The 14,373-nt window shown below is 64.0% G+C and carries 19 protein-coding genes; 8 read left to right on the top strand and 11 right to left on the bottom strand.

Annotated features, from left to right (window positions below; all coding sequences use genetic code 11):
- Positions 1-228: 228 nt before the first annotated feature.
- Positions 229-1,113: a LysR family transcriptional regulator gene (locus tag J4D28_RS29880; protein ID WP_103331942.1), complete on the bottom strand. Its 885-nt coding sequence runs from the start codon at positions 1,111-1,113 to the stop codon at positions 229-231.
- A gap of 96 nt (positions 1,114-1,209) precedes the next feature.
- Here J4D28_RS29880 and J4D28_RS29875 point away from each other — a divergent pair, with 96 nt between their 5' ends.
- Complete coding sequence (locus tag J4D28_RS29875) at positions 1,210-2,619, top strand: MFS transporter (protein ID WP_103331941.1); 1,410 nt, start codon at positions 1,210-1,212, stop codon at positions 2,617-2,619.
- A gap of 193 nt (positions 2,620-2,812) precedes the next feature.
- On the opposite strand, the gene J4D28_RS29870 is transcribed toward J4D28_RS29875, so the two are convergent.
- From J4D28_RS29870 to J4D28_RS29860, 3 genes are all read right to left on the bottom strand, one after another.
- A complete protein-coding gene (locus J4D28_RS29870) occupies positions 2,813-3,202 on the bottom strand; it encodes a cupin domain-containing protein (RefSeq protein ID WP_009050842.1) in 390 nt (129 codons plus the stop codon).
- A gap of 88 nt (positions 3,203-3,290) precedes the next feature.
- The gene (locus J4D28_RS29865) at positions 3,291-4,100 is read right to left on the bottom strand and encodes an AraC family transcriptional regulator (protein WP_009050841.1); all 810 of its coding nucleotides are present in this window, start codon (positions 4,098-4,100) and stop codon (positions 3,291-3,293) included.
- A 67-nt stretch (positions 4,101-4,167) separates the two neighbouring features.
- Positions 4,168-4,509, bottom strand: coding sequence for a DUF190 domain-containing protein (locus J4D28_RS29860; RefSeq protein ID WP_009050840.1), 342 nt, complete (start codon positions 4,507-4,509; stop codon positions 4,168-4,170).
- A gap of 154 nt (positions 4,510-4,663) precedes the next feature.
- Here J4D28_RS29860 and J4D28_RS29855 point away from each other — a divergent pair, with 154 nt between their 5' ends.
- Genes J4D28_RS29855 through J4D28_RS29830 form a run of 6 tightly spaced genes read left to right on the top strand, consistent with a single transcriptional unit; the run spans position 4,664 to position 8,159 of the window.
- The gene (locus J4D28_RS29855) at positions 4,664-5,221 is read left to right on the top strand and encodes a DUF2975 domain-containing protein (protein ID WP_009050839.1); all 558 of its coding nucleotides are present in this window, start codon (positions 4,664-4,666) and stop codon (positions 5,219-5,221) included.
- Between the two features lie 7 nt (positions 5,222-5,228).
- Positions 5,229-5,441, top strand: coding sequence for a helix-turn-helix transcriptional regulator (locus J4D28_RS29850; RefSeq protein ID WP_009050838.1), 213 nt, complete (start codon positions 5,229-5,231; stop codon positions 5,439-5,441).
- A 38-nt stretch (positions 5,442-5,479) separates the two neighbouring features.
- Positions 5,480-6,121 carry a LysE family transporter gene (locus tag J4D28_RS29845; protein WP_103331940.1) on the top strand — a complete coding sequence of 214 codons (642 nt, stop codon included), beginning with the start codon at positions 5,480-5,482 and terminating at the stop codon, positions 6,119-6,121.
- Between the two features lie 49 nt (positions 6,122-6,170).
- Positions 6,171-6,650 carry a GNAT family N-acetyltransferase gene (locus J4D28_RS29840; RefSeq protein WP_016703619.1) on the top strand — a complete coding sequence of 160 codons (480 nt, stop codon included), beginning with the start codon at positions 6,171-6,173 and terminating at the stop codon, positions 6,648-6,650.
- 45 nt (positions 6,651-6,695) lie between these two features.
- Positions 6,696-7,790: a D-alanine--D-alanine ligase gene (gene ddlA, locus J4D28_RS29835; protein ID WP_103331939.1), complete on the top strand. Its 1,095-nt coding sequence runs from the start codon at positions 6,696-6,698 to the stop codon at positions 7,788-7,790.
- Positions 7,791-7,805: 15 nt separating this feature from the next.
- Positions 7,806-8,159, top strand: a complete 354-nt coding sequence (locus J4D28_RS29830; RefSeq protein ID WP_103331938.1) for a gamma-glutamylcyclotransferase family protein — start codon at positions 7,806-7,808, stop codon at positions 8,157-8,159.
- A 10-nt stretch (positions 8,160-8,169) separates the two neighbouring features.
- Here the strand turns inward: J4D28_RS29830 and J4D28_RS29825 are convergent, their stop codons facing one another.
- Positions 8,170-8,886 carry a polyphenol oxidase family protein gene (locus J4D28_RS29825; RefSeq protein ID WP_009050833.1) on the bottom strand — a complete coding sequence of 239 codons (717 nt, stop codon included), beginning with the start codon at positions 8,884-8,886 and terminating at the stop codon, positions 8,170-8,172.
- A gap of 108 nt (positions 8,887-8,994) precedes the next feature.
- The gene (locus J4D28_RS29820; protein WP_103331937.1) at positions 8,995-9,807 is read right to left on the bottom strand and encodes a GyrI-like domain-containing protein; all 813 of its coding nucleotides are present in this window, start codon (positions 9,805-9,807) and stop codon (positions 8,995-8,997) included.
- Positions 9,808-10,022: 215 nt separating this feature from the next.
- Here J4D28_RS29820 and J4D28_RS29815 point away from each other — a divergent pair, with 215 nt between their 5' ends.
- Complete coding sequence (locus J4D28_RS29815; RefSeq protein ID WP_103331936.1) at positions 10,023-10,460, top strand: hypothetical protein; 438 nt, start codon at positions 10,023-10,025, stop codon at positions 10,458-10,460.
- A 33-nt stretch (positions 10,461-10,493) separates the two neighbouring features.
- On the opposite strand, the gene J4D28_RS29810 is transcribed toward J4D28_RS29815, so the two are convergent.
- The 5 genes from J4D28_RS29810 to ggt form a co-directional block, all read right to left on the bottom strand.
- On the bottom strand, positions 10,494-10,865 hold the full coding sequence (locus J4D28_RS29810; RefSeq protein WP_016703614.1) for a type II toxin-antitoxin system HigA family antitoxin: 372 nt from the start codon (positions 10,863-10,865) through the stop codon (positions 10,494-10,496).
- A gap of 5 nt (positions 10,866-10,870) precedes the next feature.
- On the bottom strand, positions 10,871-11,173 hold the full coding sequence (locus tag J4D28_RS29805) for a type II toxin-antitoxin system HigB family toxin (protein ID WP_103331935.1): 303 nt from the start codon (positions 11,171-11,173) through the stop codon (positions 10,871-10,873).
- A gap of 100 nt (positions 11,174-11,273) precedes the next feature.
- Positions 11,274-11,570: a DUF3077 domain-containing protein gene (locus J4D28_RS29800; protein WP_103331934.1), complete on the bottom strand. Its 297-nt coding sequence runs from the start codon at positions 11,568-11,570 to the stop codon at positions 11,274-11,276.
- Positions 11,571-12,020: 450 nt separating this feature from the next.
- A complete protein-coding gene (locus J4D28_RS29795) occupies positions 12,021-12,518 on the bottom strand; it encodes a GNAT family N-acetyltransferase (RefSeq protein ID WP_009050827.1) in 498 nt (165 codons plus the stop codon).
- A 174-nt stretch (positions 12,519-12,692) separates the two neighbouring features.
- On the bottom strand, positions 12,693-14,373 hold a 1,681-nt coding region (ggt, locus tag J4D28_RS29790), incomplete at its 5' end, for a gamma-glutamyltransferase (protein WP_207246514.1).

Here is a 14,373-nt window from a genome sequence, read left to right as displayed (position 1 = left end):
GCAGGCTGCGACAGGTCCGAAGGACCTCTTGCGGACTCAAGGGCGGCGCCTGCTGCGCGGTCGATCACAGCCTCGCGGTGCTCGGCAGCGGCTACAGGGGCACACGATCGATGTAGCCGCTGCCGCAGGCTGCGACAGGTCCGCAGGACCTCTTGCGGACTCAAGGGCGGCGCCTGCTGCGCAGTCGATCGCAGCCTCGCGGTGCTCGGCAGCGGCTACGGCGGCTGCTTACCAGCTGACGGTGTTCAGGGCGTCGGCGAAGACCTTGAGTTTGGGCGAGTACTGGCGCGACGGCGGGTAGACCAGTGACAGCGCCCGGCTGCGCCCGGAAAAGGCCTGCAGGATCGGCACCAGGCGGCCGTCGGCGAGGGCGTCCTCGACGGCGAAGTTCATCAACTGGGCGATGCCGAAACCTCCCAGCACCCCGTCCACCAGCGCGTCGCCGATATCGAAGATCAGCCGGCTGGGCACGCTGACATCGCGCACCTTGCCGTCGAGCATGAACTGCCAGTCCACCAGGCGCCCGCTGCGCAGGTTACGCACGGTCAGGCAGTTGTGCCGTTGCAGCTCTTCCACTGTTTGCGGTGTGCCATGGCGCGCCAGGTAGGCCGGGGAGGCCACTGTGACCCAACGCAGCGGCGCCAGGGGCCGGGCGATCAGGCGCTGGTCCTGGATTTCGCCGGTGCGCAGGATGGCGTCGAAGCCTTCGTCGACGATGTCCACCAGGCGATCGGTCATTACCGCCTCGATGCTCAGGTCCGGGTATTGCTCGGTCAGGCGGCCGATCAGCGGCATCACCACCTTGCGCCCGAACAGCGACGGCGTGCTGATCTTCAGCAGCCCGGTGGGCGAGTCGCGGCGGTCCAGCAGCAGGCGTTCGGTCTGCGCCAGTTCGGTCAGCAGCGGTGTGGCGCGCTCCACCAGCAACTGGCCGTCCGGGGTCAGGCTGACGCTGCGGGTGTTGCGTTGCAGCAGGCGCACGCCCAGTTGCTGCTCCAGGCGCGAAATGGCCCGCGACAGGCCGGACTGGGTCAGCCGCAGATCGCCGGCGGCACGGGTGAAGCTGCGGGTCTCGGCGACCCGGACCAGCAAACGAACGGCGTTCAGATCCATGATTAAAGTCATCACTGAAAGAGCAATGACGGTATTTATCATCTAATTGGCATCAAAGAAACTGAGGGCCCTTTATTCACGCAAGGACTCGACACGATGCCCGCCACCTCTTCAGCCAGGCCGTCCGGCTGGATGCTGCTCCTGCTGGCCAGCGCGCAGCTGATCATTGCCCTGGACGCGACCATCGTCTTTGTCGCCTTGCCGGAGATCGGCAGCCACCTGGGTTTTTCCGCACAACAACTGCAATGGGTGGTCAGCGCCTACAGCGTGGCCTTCGGCGGCTTTCTGCTGCTGGGCGGCCGGGCGGCCGACCTGCTGGGCAAGCGCCGTTTCTACATCGTCGGGCAAAGCCTGTACGCCCTGGCTTCGCTGGCCGGCGGCCTGGGTGGCAGCGCGCTGCTGCTGGTGCTGGCGCGGGCGGTGCAGGGTGTCGGCGGGGCGATGCTGTTTCCGGCGACGCTGGCGCTGATCAACAGCCATTACCCCGAAGGGCCGGCGCGCAACCGGGCGTTCGCGGTGTGGAGCGCAGCCTCGGCGGCGGGCCTGGCCCTCGGCGCGTTGCTGGGTGGCGTGCTGACCCAATGGTGGGGCTGGGAGGCGGTGTTTCTGGTCAACGTACCCCTGGCTGGCGCCTGTGCCCTGTTGGCCCGGCGCTGGATTCCGGCCGATGGCCAGCGCGAGCGTGGCCGGCGTTTCGACCTCAGCGGCGCCTTGACCGTGACGGTGGGCGGCACGCTGCTGGTGTTCGCCATTGTCCAGGGCCCGGAATGGGGCTGGAGCGCACCGGCGACCCTGGGTTGCGGGGCGCTGGCGCTGCTCCTGCTCGGCGTGTTCGCCTGGATCGAACAGCGCGGCCACGACCCGCTGATGCCGCTGCACCTGCTGGCCCATCGCGAGCTGCGCCTGGCGATGTTTCTCACGGCCCTGTTCATGAGCAGCTTCGGCGTGCAGTACTACTTCCTCGCGTTGTACTTCCAGCAGGTTTACGGCTACAGCGTGCTGCAAAGCGGCGTGGCGTTTTTGCCGGCGACGCTGCTGTGCACCGTGGGCATCTGGCTGGCCGAACGTTCGTTGCTGCGCTTCGGGCTGCGGGCGACCCTGGTCAGCGGTCTGCTCCTGGGGGCGCTGGGCATCGGCGGGGTGTATGTGGCGCTGCCCGACGGGGCGGGGTTCTGGAGCCTGATGCCGGGCATCGTGGTGCTGAGCATCGGCCAGGGCATGACCTGGACTGCCATGTGGGTCTCGGCCGGCCAGGGCATCGCGCCGGGCGAGCAGGGCGTGGCGGCGGGCATGGCCTCCACCAGCCAGCAGATCGGCGGGGCGCTGGGGCTGGCGCTGCTGGTGTCCCTGGCCAATGCCGGGCTGGGTGGCTCGCAGGCGGCCGGCATCGAACAGGCGGTGGGCGCCAGCGCCTTGCTCGCCCTGCTGGGGGCGTTGCTGGCCTTGCGTTTGCGGGTGCCGGCGTCTGGCTCCGAGGGCCTGGCGGCAACTGCCGAGCGCGGCTGAGGGGCAGCCGATGACGGTGTACCTGTAGCCGCTGCCGAGCACCGCGAGGCTGCGAACGAGGACGCAGTCCTCGCCAAACCTGCGCATGCGGTTTGCCTTGAGGAACGTATTGTCCGCCTTTACGGCCGCTGCGCTGCCGATCGCAGCCTCGCTTCGCTCGGCAGCGGCTACAGAGGCTCAACCCCGGGGCAACTCAGATCCACACATCATTGGCCGCTGTGCGTTCGCCGCCTTCTTCGCCGGTGTTGCGCACGCCCTTGGGTTCGATCAGCAGCAACTTGACCTCCTGCTCGGCGTACGGCTTGTGCTTCATGCCCTTGGGCACGACAAACATCTCGCCCTGGTTGATCGTCACCTGGCCGTCGGCAAAGTCGATGCGCAACTGGCCTTCGAGGACGATAAAGGTCTCGTCGGTGTGCGGGTGGTCGTGCCAGATGAAGTCCCCTTGCAGCTTCACCAGCTTGAACTGGTAGTCGTTCATTTCGGCAATGACACGGGCTTGCCAGTGGTCGTCGAACAGGCTGAGTTTGTAGGCGAAGTTCAGGCTCTGGTAGGGGATGGGCGTGGTGCTGGCCGGGTTCATGGTGCGGCTCCGTAAAGAGGTGATCGGGCCTCTACGGTAATCAGCGCGGTGCTGCGGTTCTTGTACGATTGTGCGTGCCGGGCGGCGTTCAGCGGCCGTGCATTTTCAGCCAGCGGGCCGGCGGCAGGCCGTAGGTCTTGCTGAATTGCCGGGTCATGTGGCTCTGGTCGGTGAAGCCGGCCAGCAGCGCCGCGCTGACCAGCGACTGGCCTTGCAGCAGCAGGGCCCTGACCAGGTCCAGGCGGCGCATGGTCAGGTAGCGATAGGGGCTGGTGCCGAACAGCAGGCGAAAGTCCCGCGACAGGCTCCAGCGGTCGCGACCGCTGTGGGTGGCCAGTTCGTCGAGGGTGATGTTCTGGTCCAGGGCGCTGTGCATGTATTCCCGCGCGCGCTCCGCGGCCTGATAGTCAAAACGCTGCGCCGGCCGGGAAACCCCCGACACGGCATTCAGCGCATGGGCCAGGTCGAACAGCGCGTCTTCCTGTTCCAGCGGGTCCAGCGGGCTTTCCATGCTGCGCAGCAAGGTGTCGGTGGCGGCGAACAAGCGTGGGTCGGTGGACAGGCCGTTCTTGATGAAGGGCAGCGGCTGGCCGCCGAGGATCTGCTGGATCAGCGCCGGCTCGATATAAAGCATGCGGTAATGGAAGCCATCCTGGGTGCCGGCTTCGCCGTCGTGGACTTCATCCGGATGCAGGACCATGGTCCCGCCCGGCAGGTTGTGGCGCCAGCCGCCGCGGTACTGGAAGCTCTGCACCCCCGACAGCGTGCGACCGATGGCGTAGGTGTCGTGGCGGTGCAGGTCGTAGCCATGACCGGCGAAAAACGCCTCGATACGCTCCAGCCCCCGGGTGGGAGGCGCGCGGTGGACCCAGTCTTTACGGGGGGCGGGCTTGCCCATGGAGCTGTCCTCGACACAACGTCAGGCCCGTACGGTAACCCAGGCGCGTGCGACTGTCTTCAGCGCGTCATCCGCCCGCGTCCGCTTTCTTGGCCTCTTTGCCAAGGGTGCCGAACTCGATCGGCGTCTTGATGTAGAACAGCGCAATGTCCTCGTCCTCCAGGCGTTCGAACAGCCGGGCTGACTCCTCTTCGGTGAGTGCCAGGCGGACCTCGATGGGTTGGTCGGCGAGTTCGAAAAAGTGTGCGGAGTGCAGCCGGCCGGTGTGGCCGAAACCTTCGATGGCGGTGCTCATGGTGGCGCCGCGCAGGCCCAGCTCGTTGGCCAGGTCGACGAGCCAGTCACCGACCATCTTGCCGTGGTAGCGGCGATTTTGCTGGGTGAAGAAAATCACCAGGAAACCGTTCATGAGCGTTCTCCAATGGCCTCCATTACTTTCAGCATAGCCCCGGGGGTATCGCTGGGCTTATGAATTAAATGATCGAAAAGCAGAAATTAATTATTGTTTTACGATAATTAATTCTTTATGGTTTCTCCCACATTCCTTCCACTGGAGCCTTCCCATGACGTCCCAAGGTCTTGCCCGGTTCAGCCAGCGCATGTCGGCTGTCACCCTGTTATTGATCATTGCCATGTTGCTGCTCAACGCGGCGCTGTGGCTGTTTCCGCAGTTGAGCGCGGAAAGTGGCTACGGGTTCGGTTTTGGCCTGAGCAATAGCCTGTCGAGCCATCTGGCCGCCGGTGCGGTCTTTCCCTGGTGGCAAACCCTGGGCGGCATTCTGCTGTCGAGCATCCCCCTGCTGGCGCTGGCCTTTGGCTTGAGCCATCTGCGCCAGTTGTTCCAGAGCTATGCCCGCGGCGAGTACTTTTCCAGCGCGGCGGCGGTGCATTTGGGCAAGGTCGGGCGGGGCGTGGCGTTGTGGGTGTTGCTGGACTTTCTCTGCGAGCCGCTGCTCAGCATCTGGGTCACCCTGAACGCGCCGGTGGGCGAGCGCCTGATCAGTCTCAGCATCACCGCCCCGACCTTTGTCGCGCTGTTTTTGGCTGCGTGTATTTCCATCATCGCGCGTATCCTCTGGCAGGCCAGTGAAGTGGATTCGGAAAACCGCGCCTTCGTGTGAGATCAGTATGTCAATTGTCATTCAACTGGACGTGATGCTGGCCCGACGCAAGGTCAAATCCAAGGACCTCGCGGCGGCGATCGGCATCACCGAGGCCAACCTGTCCCTGCTCAAGCAGGGCAAGGTCAAGGGCCTGCGGCTCGCGACCCTGGACGCGATCTGCCAATACCTGGAGTGTCAGCCGGGCGACCTGTTGATCCATGAGCCCGAGGTGGAGTAGCGTCGGCCTCCCTTAACGCGATAAAGGCGGTCTGTGTCATGGCGCTCGAACATTTGCTGTATGCCGGCCCGCTGCTGTCGCTGGCGCTGCTCTGGACCGTGGCCGTGGTCACGCCGGGGCCGAACTTCTTTACCACGGCGCAATTGGCCGCCAGCTGTTCGCGTCGCCATGGCATGATCGCCGCGCTGGGCGTCGCCACCGGCACGGTGCTCTGGGGGCTGGCCGGCGGCCTGGGGATCAAGTCGCTGTTCAGCGCCGCCCCGGCCCTGTACCTGGCCTTCAAGATCGCCGGTGGCTGCTACCTGATCTACCTGGGCCTGAAGCAGTTCAGGCGCAAGCCGGCGCCGACCGGGGCGGGCAACGGCTTGCCTGGTGAGTCGGGCCGCAGCCTGTTCTCGGCCTATCGCCTGGGCTTTCTCGGCAACATGACCACCCCCAAGTCGGCGCTGTTCGTCGCCACCATCTTCGCCACCTCGATGCCGGCGTCACCGCCGCCGTTGCTGCTGGCCCTGGCCGTGCTCACCATGGCCTCGTTGTCGTTCACCTGGTACTGCTGCGTCGCGCTGTTTTTTGCCAGCAACCGCATGGCTGCCGTCTATAGTCGTTCGCGCAAATGGCTGGACCGCTTTGCCGGCAGTTGCTACCTGCTGTTCGGCGCCCATCTGGTGGCCAATCGCTGAAACCGGGGCCGGGCGCACGCCATGGATTTTCAGGGTCAGGAGACAGGACATGAGCTTCACTTTTCGCCCCGTGCAGGATCGGGATATTCCACGGATCTGCGGTTTTGCCGGTAATCCCGAGGAGCTGTTTTTCTTTTTCCCGGCGGCCAGCTGGCCGCTGACCCATGAGCAACTGCGCGACTCCATTGCCCAACGCTGCGATTCGACAGTGATCGAGCGAGACGGCCAGGTACTGGGTTTCGCCAACTTCTACCGGTGGGAAACCCACGGCACCTGCACCCTCGGCAATCTCATCGTCGATCCCGAGGCCCGCGGCGCGGGTGTCGCCGGGCAGTTGATCGGCGAGATGCTGCGCATCGCCCGGGACAAACACCAGGCCGCACAGGTGACCCTGTCCTGCTTCAATGACAACGTGGCGGGTCTGCTGCTGTATCCGAAGCTCGGGTTCGTGCCGTTCGCCATCGAAGAGCGCCGGAACAAACAGAATCAGCGGGTGGCTGTGATTCACCTGCGACATCAGTCGGCTTGAGCGGTCCGATACAAGCGCTGAACCACTTTTTAACGGGAACAAACCATGAGCAAGCTGCGGGTCGGGATTATTTTTGGTGGCCGTTCGGCCGAACACGAAGTGTCGCTGCAATCGGCGCGCAACATCGTCGATGCGCTGGATCGCGAGCGCTTCGAACCGGTGCTGATCGGCATCGACAAGAACGGCCACTGGCACCTCAACGACACCTCGAACTTCCTGATCAACCAGGAAAACCCGGCGCTGATCGCCCTCAACCAGTCCAACCGCGAACTGGCGGTGGTGCCGGGCAAGGCCAGCCAGCAACTGCTGGAAACTTCCAACCAGGAACTGCTGGGCCACGTCGATGTGATTTTCCCCATCGTCCACGGCACCCTCGGCGAAGACGGCTGCCTGCAAGGCCTGCTGCGCATGGCCGACCTGCCGTTCGTGGGCTCTGACGTGCTGGGTTCGGCGGTGTGCATGGACAAGGACATCAGCAAGCGCCTGCTGCGCGATGCCGGCCTGGCGGTGACGCCCTTTATCACTCTGAACCGAGCCACCGCGGCGCGCACCGACTTTGCCCAGGCGCAAAGCAAGCTGGGCCTGCCGATGTTCGTCAAACCGGCGAACCAGGGCTCGTCCGTGGGCGTGAGCAAGGTCACCAGCGAGGCGCAATACCACGCCGCCATCGAGCTGGCGCTGGGCTTCGATGAAAAGGTCTTGGTGGAGTCGGCGGTCAGTGGGCGCGAGATCGAATGCGCGGTGCTGGGCAACGACCAGCCGATCGCCAGCGGTTGCGGGGAAATCGTCGTTGGCAGCGGTTTTTATTCCTACGACAGCAAATACATCGACGACCAGGCGGCCCAGGTGGTGGTGCCGGCGGACCTCAGCGAAGCGGTCAGCGAACGTATTCGTGCCCTGGCCATCGAGGCGTTCCAGGTGCTGGGCTGTTCAGGGCTGGCGCGGGTCGATGTATTCCTGACCCAGGGCGGCGAAGTGCTGATCAACGAGATCAATTCGCTGCCCGGCTTCACCCGCATCAGCATGTATCCGAAGCTGTGGCAGGCGGCGGGCATGACCTACAGCGAACTGGTCAGCCGCTTGATCGAGCTGGCGCTGGAGCGCCATGCGGCGCGCCAGGCGTTAAAAATCAGCCGCTGACTTCTGGAGGGAAAAATGAGCGTTACCACTGGAGCGTCGGAGTATCTGTTTTCCTACGGCACCTTGCAGGACAAGGCCGTGCAACTGGCCAATTTCGGTCGCGAACTGCAGGGGAGCGCGGACGCGCTGCCGGGTTATGAACAGGCCTGGGTGGAGATCACCGACCCCGAGGTACTGGCCACCAGCGGCAAGACCCATCACCCGATCCTGCGCCCGGGCAGCGCAGCCAGCGCGCCTATCCCGGGGACGGTGTTTCGCATTACTGCCCAGGAACTGGCCGCGGCGGACAGCTACGAGGTGGCGGATTACAAGCGCGTGAGCGTGGTGCTGCAGTCCGGGATCGAGGCGTGGGTGTATGTGAGCGTTTGAGGTGCCGGGCTCAGGCACGCCCTATCCAGGAATACTGAAAGGATTTTTCCTCTCCCCGGTGGCCGCGTCGGCGATAGCTGGCCAGGGTCGCGCTGGAACAGTAGGTGCAGTGCTCGCAGTGTTCGATCTGTTCATCGCTGATACCCGCCGCGCGCAACAGGTGTAGCGCATAGCCGCTCAGGTCGAACCACAGCGAGTCCGGCCGGGTCGGTGGTGGCGGGGCAATTTCTGGCGGCAACTGTGGCGTGGGGCGTTCGTGGCTCCAGGGTGCCTGCTCCTCTGGCCACAGGTGGCCCTGGGTGGCCGACAGGGTGTCGATGAACTCCGGGCTGACTTCGTAGCAGCAAGGCTTGATCGAGGGGCCGAACGCCACGCGCAACTGAGGGGCAGCGATGCCCTTGGCAGCGAAGTGTTGCAGCACGTTGTCGATGATGCCGCCGTGCAGACCTTTCCAGCCGGCATGGACCGCGGCGACCCACGAGGCGTCTTCACTGCTGATCAGCAGCGGCAGGCAGTCGGCTGTCATCACCGCTATAGGCCGGCCGGTGCGGGTGAACACCGCATCGCCGCGGATGATGCCGCTCGGCAGCGTGGTGCTGGCCTCGACCACCTCGCCGGTGTGGGCCTGGGAGCAGAAGAACAGGTTGGCAGGCAGTGGTGCCCCGATCCGAGAAAACTCGTGACGGATGCCTGGTATCTGTTTCAACACTGGCGCCTGGAAACTCATCGGACCTTCGCTCTGTTGCTGTGGATTAGCTACAGAGCATAGCGGGATCATGAGTCCTTTTGCTGACAGAGACCTGTCATCTGGTCGGCTGCTCGTCCGATCAGGGCATCAGTTTTTCAGCGGGATATAGAGTTCGACCACGCTGTCCGGGTGCATCGGCCCGAAAAAACGCTCCCCGGTATATTCGAATTCCACCCCCTCATCGGCCCGCATCCCTGCGGCCGGCAGCCATTCGCTGTAGGCGGCGCGGAAGGTTTCCGGCAGGGTCTGCACCGTGCCCCGGTGCTCGACCCGGGCGTACTGGCGGGCGGGGATTTCCAGTTCCACCATGCCCTCGACCAAGGGCGCCTCGGCGCTGACCGGCAGTCCGGCGACGTAACGCCACTGGCCGTCGCTCAAGGGCTGGCAAATACCGTAAGTGCCGACCGGTTCGGCCAGGCGCTGGATCTCCTGCTCCCGTGGTTCGAAACGCTGCCACAACTCGGCAATCGAGCCCTGGTCATCCTGCTGCCAGGCCATGCCGATGATGCGCTGCGCCGCCAGCGTCACCCGCACCGGCATCTGCGGCGCCGGCAGGCTGCGCTCGGGCTGCGCCAGATAACGCTGCAACTGGCCGAGCACGTTCTGGCTGCGGGCGATCTGCGTTTCCAGCTCACCGGCATGGGCCTGCAACGCCTGGCGCAGACTCAAGACACTGTGCAGCGCACCGCTGTCCGCCAACCCGCGAATCTCCTCCAGCCCCATGCCCAACTGCCGCAACCAGACAATGCGCCCGAGGATGCCAATCTGCTCCGGCTTGTAATAGCGATAGCCGTTGTCCTGCCCGGTCAGTGCCGGAGTGAACAGACCGATGCTGTCGTAGTGGCGCAAGGTCTTGGTGGTGAGGCCATGGCAGCGAGCCATTTGACCGATGGTGAGCATGCAAACGTCCTTTTTTGTGGTGAGGGTCGAGCGGCACTTTAGGGGTTTACCTAGGGGCAAGCTCAAGGCTGTTCCACGGTATTTTTTTAAGTGTCCAAGAATCTTTCAGAGAAGTCTGGAGGGTAAATAGGCGCGGGATGACAGCCAGGTTAGATGGGTAAATCTATAAGGCAGAGCTGCCGAGAAGAAGGCTCGGCGCCAAGTAAGGAGCGGTAATGTTTTTTTTCAGGAAGCTGAGCCGGACCCGGATCTGGCAGTTTTGGGGCGGGCTCGATGCGCTCTATTTGTTGTGGTACGTCACGAGCAGTGTACGGCTGGGCAAGACCCCGTTCTGGGATGACCTGACTGTGGCGACTGAAGTGCTCAAGGATCATGGAACCACTGCTGTGGTTATGGTGATGATCAATTGGGGTTTGCAACTATCGATAGTCGTCAGCGCTTTCCTGTTTTTGTTTCAGCGCAAAGAAGCCAAGTGGCTGGGGCTTGCGCAAATCCCTTTGCGTTTGGTGTTTGTCGTGCCGTCTTTTTCCGTGCTTCTGATCGGCGCGTATTTTTTTCCGAACTGCAACCCGCTGATGATGCTGGGGATGATTGTGCTCTCTGAAATCACCAAGGGCTGGAGTTTATGCGCGATCAGGAATGACCCCCGCTAAGGGCGAGGGTGCAAGGCCTGAATCAAGAACCGCTCAGACCGATTTCACCGGCTTGATCAGGCTCTCGGCGGGGATGCCGAACAGCTGGTGCAGCTTCCAGATCATTGGCAGGGTCAGGGCGCGTTTGCCGTTGAGCACTTCGTAGACCCGGTTGGTTCGGCCGATGGCCGGGGCCAGGTCGGCGGCCGAGAGGCCCGATTGCTCCATGCGGAACTTGATGGCATCGATCGGGTTGGGCAGGTCGATGGGGAAGTGCTTGGCTTCATAGGCTTCGATCAGGGTGACCATCACGTCGAAGTAGTCGCCTTCGGCGGTGCCGGGTTCGGGCTCGTTATCGAACAGCGCCGACACCTGCTTGAGTGCCGCGCGGTAATCCTGGTCGGTGTGAATGGGGCGAATCTGCATGCTCGTTACTCCATTTCAACGCTGTCGGCGTCGATGGCATCGTACTGCTGGTGAGTGCCAACGAACTTGATGTAGAGGGCGCCAAAGCGGTAAGCCACGGCGACTACCAAGCGGTAGTCATTGCCTTTGATGTTGAACACCACGCGACGGCTTTTAAGAAGGCTCGCGCTGCAAAACTGGTCCTTGATCTGCGCCGGGGTGGACCAGTTGGCATTGCGTGTTTCATCGATCCAGGCCAGAAGCGGTTGTTCGACATCCGGGTGCTTGTCCCAGAACGTCTTCAAATGACTGACGGCGATAATCCTCATGGCTCGAAATCCTAGTCCCGCCCTGGGACTTAAGCAAGGGAGTGAGAGAGGAAGGCGATGGACGGACAGCCATCGAGGCTGCCCGTCCCGCAGGTGTGGATCAGAGTCGATCAGCGCCTGCTGTCATCGCGGTGTGCACATCATCCATCACCGCTTTACCCATCTCACCCAGGTAATGTGCCGCCCAAGCATAGCGGTCCGCCTGCGGTTCCATGGCTGCATCCAGGGTCAACTGTTTTGCCAGATGTAGCAGCAGCGAGGCGTGTTCCAGGGCATCGGCCAGGGGCACGTCGGCGTTGACCCGCAGCAGCGGGCGTTTGCCTTCGCCACAATTGGCAAAGGTTATTTCGCCGAGGGTATGCAGGGAGGAAGGGGACGGATTGAGGGTGTGTTTCATGGTGACGAATCCTTTCGTTTGAGGGGATCACCACCGTCTGCCGCCAAGCAGGTTAGGGTGGCGAATTGCACAAGGTTGGCGGACCGGCACGAAAGGAACCGGCACCCCCGAAGGGGTCCCTGCGCAATTCGCCATGACACAGAAACGCGGGCACAAAAAAAGCGCCTGCATTCGTGTTTTGGCGCTGTTGCGCCTTTCGTGGTTCGGGCCGCCAAGCCCGTTCGCTGATATTGCAGCGACGGGGCGAAGAATAGCGGGCGGGGAAGAGCGTCGCAACGGCATTGCTACGACATTCTGTGACTATGAGAAACATATCAGTCGAAGGCACATCGGTCCCTGTAGCCGCTGCCGAAGGCTGCGATCGACCGGAACGGGCGAGGCGATCTTTCTGGCGCCGAAGGCCCTTCGGTCCTTATCGCAGCCTTCGGCAGCGGCTACAGGAGTCCGTGTTCAGTCGCCTTCCAGAACCTTCGCCATTTCCGCGGTGGCCGCCCAGCCCAATCCGGCATACACCGGCTTGCCCACTTCGGTGGCATGCAGCACGGCGAAGCTCAGCCCGCGCTGGATGAATTCGGCTTGCGCCAGCTTCATCAGGGCCGAGGCCAGCCCCCGGCGCCGGTAGGCGGGTTCGACATATACGTTGAGCACATAACCGCGCTGGTCCTGGGTCGGATGGGACGGGTGGGGCGGCCAGTCGATGCTCATCAAGCCAATGGCCGCCACCGGTTGCTGGCCGTCCAGCAGGGCAAAGCCGTAGTAGCGGCCATCGGGCAAACGCTCGCGCAGCCAGGGGCGAAAGTGCTCGGTCATCCGTTGCAGGGCCGCGGGTTCTCCTCCGGCTTCGAGGAACATCGCCTCGCGGTGGCGGCAGACCAGTTCGAGGTCGTCGGCCTCCAGCCTACGCACGGCCAAACCTGAAAAATCGATACCGCCGGGAATCTCGTTCATCGCCTGCCCCTCGGCCAAAAAAGTGATGCTAGGAGGGATCAAAAGATCGCGTCAGACACAGAGCGCCGTAAAAATCGGCATACAGCCTTGGCCCCGAATGCCGGCGCTTCTGTGGCGGAAGCAATAAAAAGGGCCTGCCTCGCGGCAAGCCCTTCTGGTTTTCCGGCGTTGGCCTCAATCCCCCAACGCGGCCCCTTCTCGGCGTGGGTCGGCGCCACCGGCCCACGAGGTTTTACCCTGGGCATCGCGCAGCCGCACGATCGCCTGGGTGCCGCTGGTCATGTCGATGTCGGTCAGCTCATGCCCCTTGGCTTTCAGCGCCGCTTTCAACCCAGGTGTGAACTGGCCTTGCTCCAGTTCGGTCGGGCCGTTGCGGCTGCCGAAGTTGGGCAGGCTGATGGCGGCTTGTGGGTCGAGGTTCCAGTCGAGCATGCCGATCACCGACTTGGCCACGTACTCGATGATCTGCGAGCCACCCGGCGAGCCGACGGTGGCCAGGAATTCACCGCTGTTGCGGTCGAAAATCAGGGTTGGCGCCATGGACGAGCGTGGGCGCTTGCCCGGCTGCACACGGTTGGCCACCGGCTGGCCGTTCTCCTCGGGGATAAAGGAGAAGTCGGTCATCTGGTTGTTGAGCATGAAGCCCTGGACCATCAGGTGCGAGCCGAAGGCGGCTTCCACGGTGGTGGTCATGGACACGGCGCCGCCCTGGTCATCCACGGCCACCACTTGCGAGGTGGAGATGCGCATCGGCGAGCGATCCGGGGCGTAGGCCACCTGGATGCCCTGGGGCTTGCCGGGCTCGGCCTTGGCCATGCTGCGCTCGCCGATCAAGGCGGCACGCTGCGCCAGGTACTGCGGGGCGACCAGGCCGGCGATCGGCACCGGGGCGAAGTCCGAATCCGCCACGTACAACGCGCGGTCGGCGTAGGCCAGGCGCTCGGCCTCGGCGATCAGGTGCACGGCTTCAGGCGCCGGTTCCAGGCCGGCCGGCAGGCTGGTCTTGACCGGTTTCAGCGGTGGCAGTGCATAACGCGGGTCGCGGGCTTCCAGCGCCTGAAGGGTGCCGAGGATCTGCGCCATGGCGATCCCGCCCGACGAGGGCGGCGGCATGCCACAGACCTGCCAGCGCTTGTAGTCGGTGCACAGCGGTTCGCGCTCCTTGGCGCGGTAGCCTTGCAGGTCGTTGAGCGACAGGCTGCCCGGGTTGGCGTGGCCTTGCACCTTGGCGACGATTTCCCGGGCGACCGGGCCTTGGTACAAGGCGTTCGGGCCTTCTTTGGCGATGCGCTCGAGCACCGCGGCCAGCTGCGGGTTTTTCAGCAGGGTGCCGACGGCTTTCGGCGTGCCATCGGCATTCAGGAAGTAGGCCGCCATGTCCGGCGATTTCGCCAGGTACGGGTCGGCGACGATCATGCTGTGCAGGCGCGGGGAGATCGGGAAGCCCTGGTCCGCCAGGCGGATCGCCGGCTCGAACAGCTGCGCCCACGGCAGGCGGCCGTGTTTTTTATGGGCCAGTTCCAGGGCCCGCAACACCCCAGGCGTACCCACCGAGCGGCCGCCGATCTGCGCCTGGGGGAACGGCATGGGTTTGCCGTCGGCCTGCAGGAACAACTTCTCGGTGGCCCCGGCTGGCGCGGTTTCGCGACCGTCATAAGTGCGCACGGCCTTGCCGTCCCAGAGCACGATCAAGGCCCCGCCGCCGATACCCGACGACTGCGGCTCCACCAGGGTCAGCACCGCTTGCATGGCAATCGCCGCATCGATGGCCGAACCGCCCTTGCGCAACATCTCGCGCCCGGCTTCGGCCGCCAACGGGTTGGCCGCGGCCGCCATATGCTGGTCGGCGTGCTGC

This window comes from Pseudomonas sp. GW531-T4, from assembly GCF_017349615.1.
Taxonomy (GTDB): domain Bacteria; phylum Pseudomonadota; class Gammaproteobacteria; order Pseudomonadales; family Pseudomonadaceae; genus Aquipseudomonas; species Aquipseudomonas chlororaphis_I.
This window is presented reverse-complemented; position numbering and strand designations above follow the sequence as displayed.

Bases quoted from the DNA above. Each gene is read 5' to 3' on its own strand.
- J4D28_RS29880 (WP_103331942.1), bottom strand. From the start codon at position 1,113: ATGGATCTGAACGCCGTTCGTTTGCTGGTCCGGGTCGCCGAGACCCGC.
- J4D28_RS29875 (WP_103331941.1), top strand. From the start codon at position 1,210: ATGCCCGCCACCTCTTCAGCCAGGCCGTCCGGCTGGATGCTGCTCCTG.
- J4D28_RS29870 (WP_009050842.1), bottom strand. From the start codon at position 3,202: ATGAACCCGGCCAGCACCACGCCCATCCCCTACCAGAGCCTGAACTTC.
- J4D28_RS29865 (WP_009050841.1), bottom strand. From the start codon at position 4,100: ATGGGCAAGCCCGCCCCCCGTAAAGACTGGGTCCACCGCGCGCCTCCC.
- J4D28_RS29860 (WP_009050840.1), bottom strand. From the start codon at position 4,509: ATGAACGGTTTCCTGGTGATTTTCTTCACCCAGCAAAATCGCCGCTAC.
- J4D28_RS29855 (WP_009050839.1), top strand. From the start codon at position 4,664: ATGACGTCCCAAGGTCTTGCCCGGTTCAGCCAGCGCATGTCGGCTGTC.
- J4D28_RS29850 (WP_009050838.1), top strand. From the start codon at position 5,229: ATGTCAATTGTCATTCAACTGGACGTGATGCTGGCCCGACGCAAGGTC.
- J4D28_RS29845 (WP_103331940.1), top strand. From the start codon at position 5,480: ATGGCGCTCGAACATTTGCTGTATGCCGGCCCGCTGCTGTCGCTGGCG.
- J4D28_RS29840 (WP_016703619.1), top strand. From the start codon at position 6,171: ATGAGCTTCACTTTTCGCCCCGTGCAGGATCGGGATATTCCACGGATC.
- ddlA (WP_103331939.1), top strand. From the start codon at position 6,696: ATGAGCAAGCTGCGGGTCGGGATTATTTTTGGTGGCCGTTCGGCCGAA.
- J4D28_RS29830 (WP_103331938.1), top strand. From the start codon at position 7,806: ATGAGCGTTACCACTGGAGCGTCGGAGTATCTGTTTTCCTACGGCACC.
- J4D28_RS29825 (WP_009050833.1), bottom strand. From the start codon at position 8,886: ATGAGTTTCCAGGCGCCAGTGTTGAAACAGATACCAGGCATCCGTCAC.
- J4D28_RS29820 (WP_103331937.1), bottom strand. From the start codon at position 9,807: ATGCTCACCATCGGTCAAATGGCTCGCTGCCATGGCCTCACCACCAAG.
- J4D28_RS29815 (WP_103331936.1), top strand. From the start codon at position 10,023: ATGTTTTTTTTCAGGAAGCTGAGCCGGACCCGGATCTGGCAGTTTTGG.
- J4D28_RS29810 (WP_016703614.1), bottom strand. From the start codon at position 10,865: ATGCAGATTCGCCCCATTCACACCGACCAGGATTACCGCGCGGCACTC.
- J4D28_RS29805 (WP_103331935.1), bottom strand. From the start codon at position 11,173: ATGAGGATTATCGCCGTCAGTCATTTGAAGACGTTCTGGGACAAGCAC.
- J4D28_RS29800 (WP_103331934.1), bottom strand. From the start codon at position 11,570: ATGAAACACACCCTCAATCCGTCCCCTTCCTCCCTGCATACCCTCGGC.
- J4D28_RS29795 (WP_009050827.1), bottom strand. From the start codon at position 12,518: ATGAACGAGATTCCCGGCGGTATCGATTTTTCAGGTTTGGCCGTGCGT.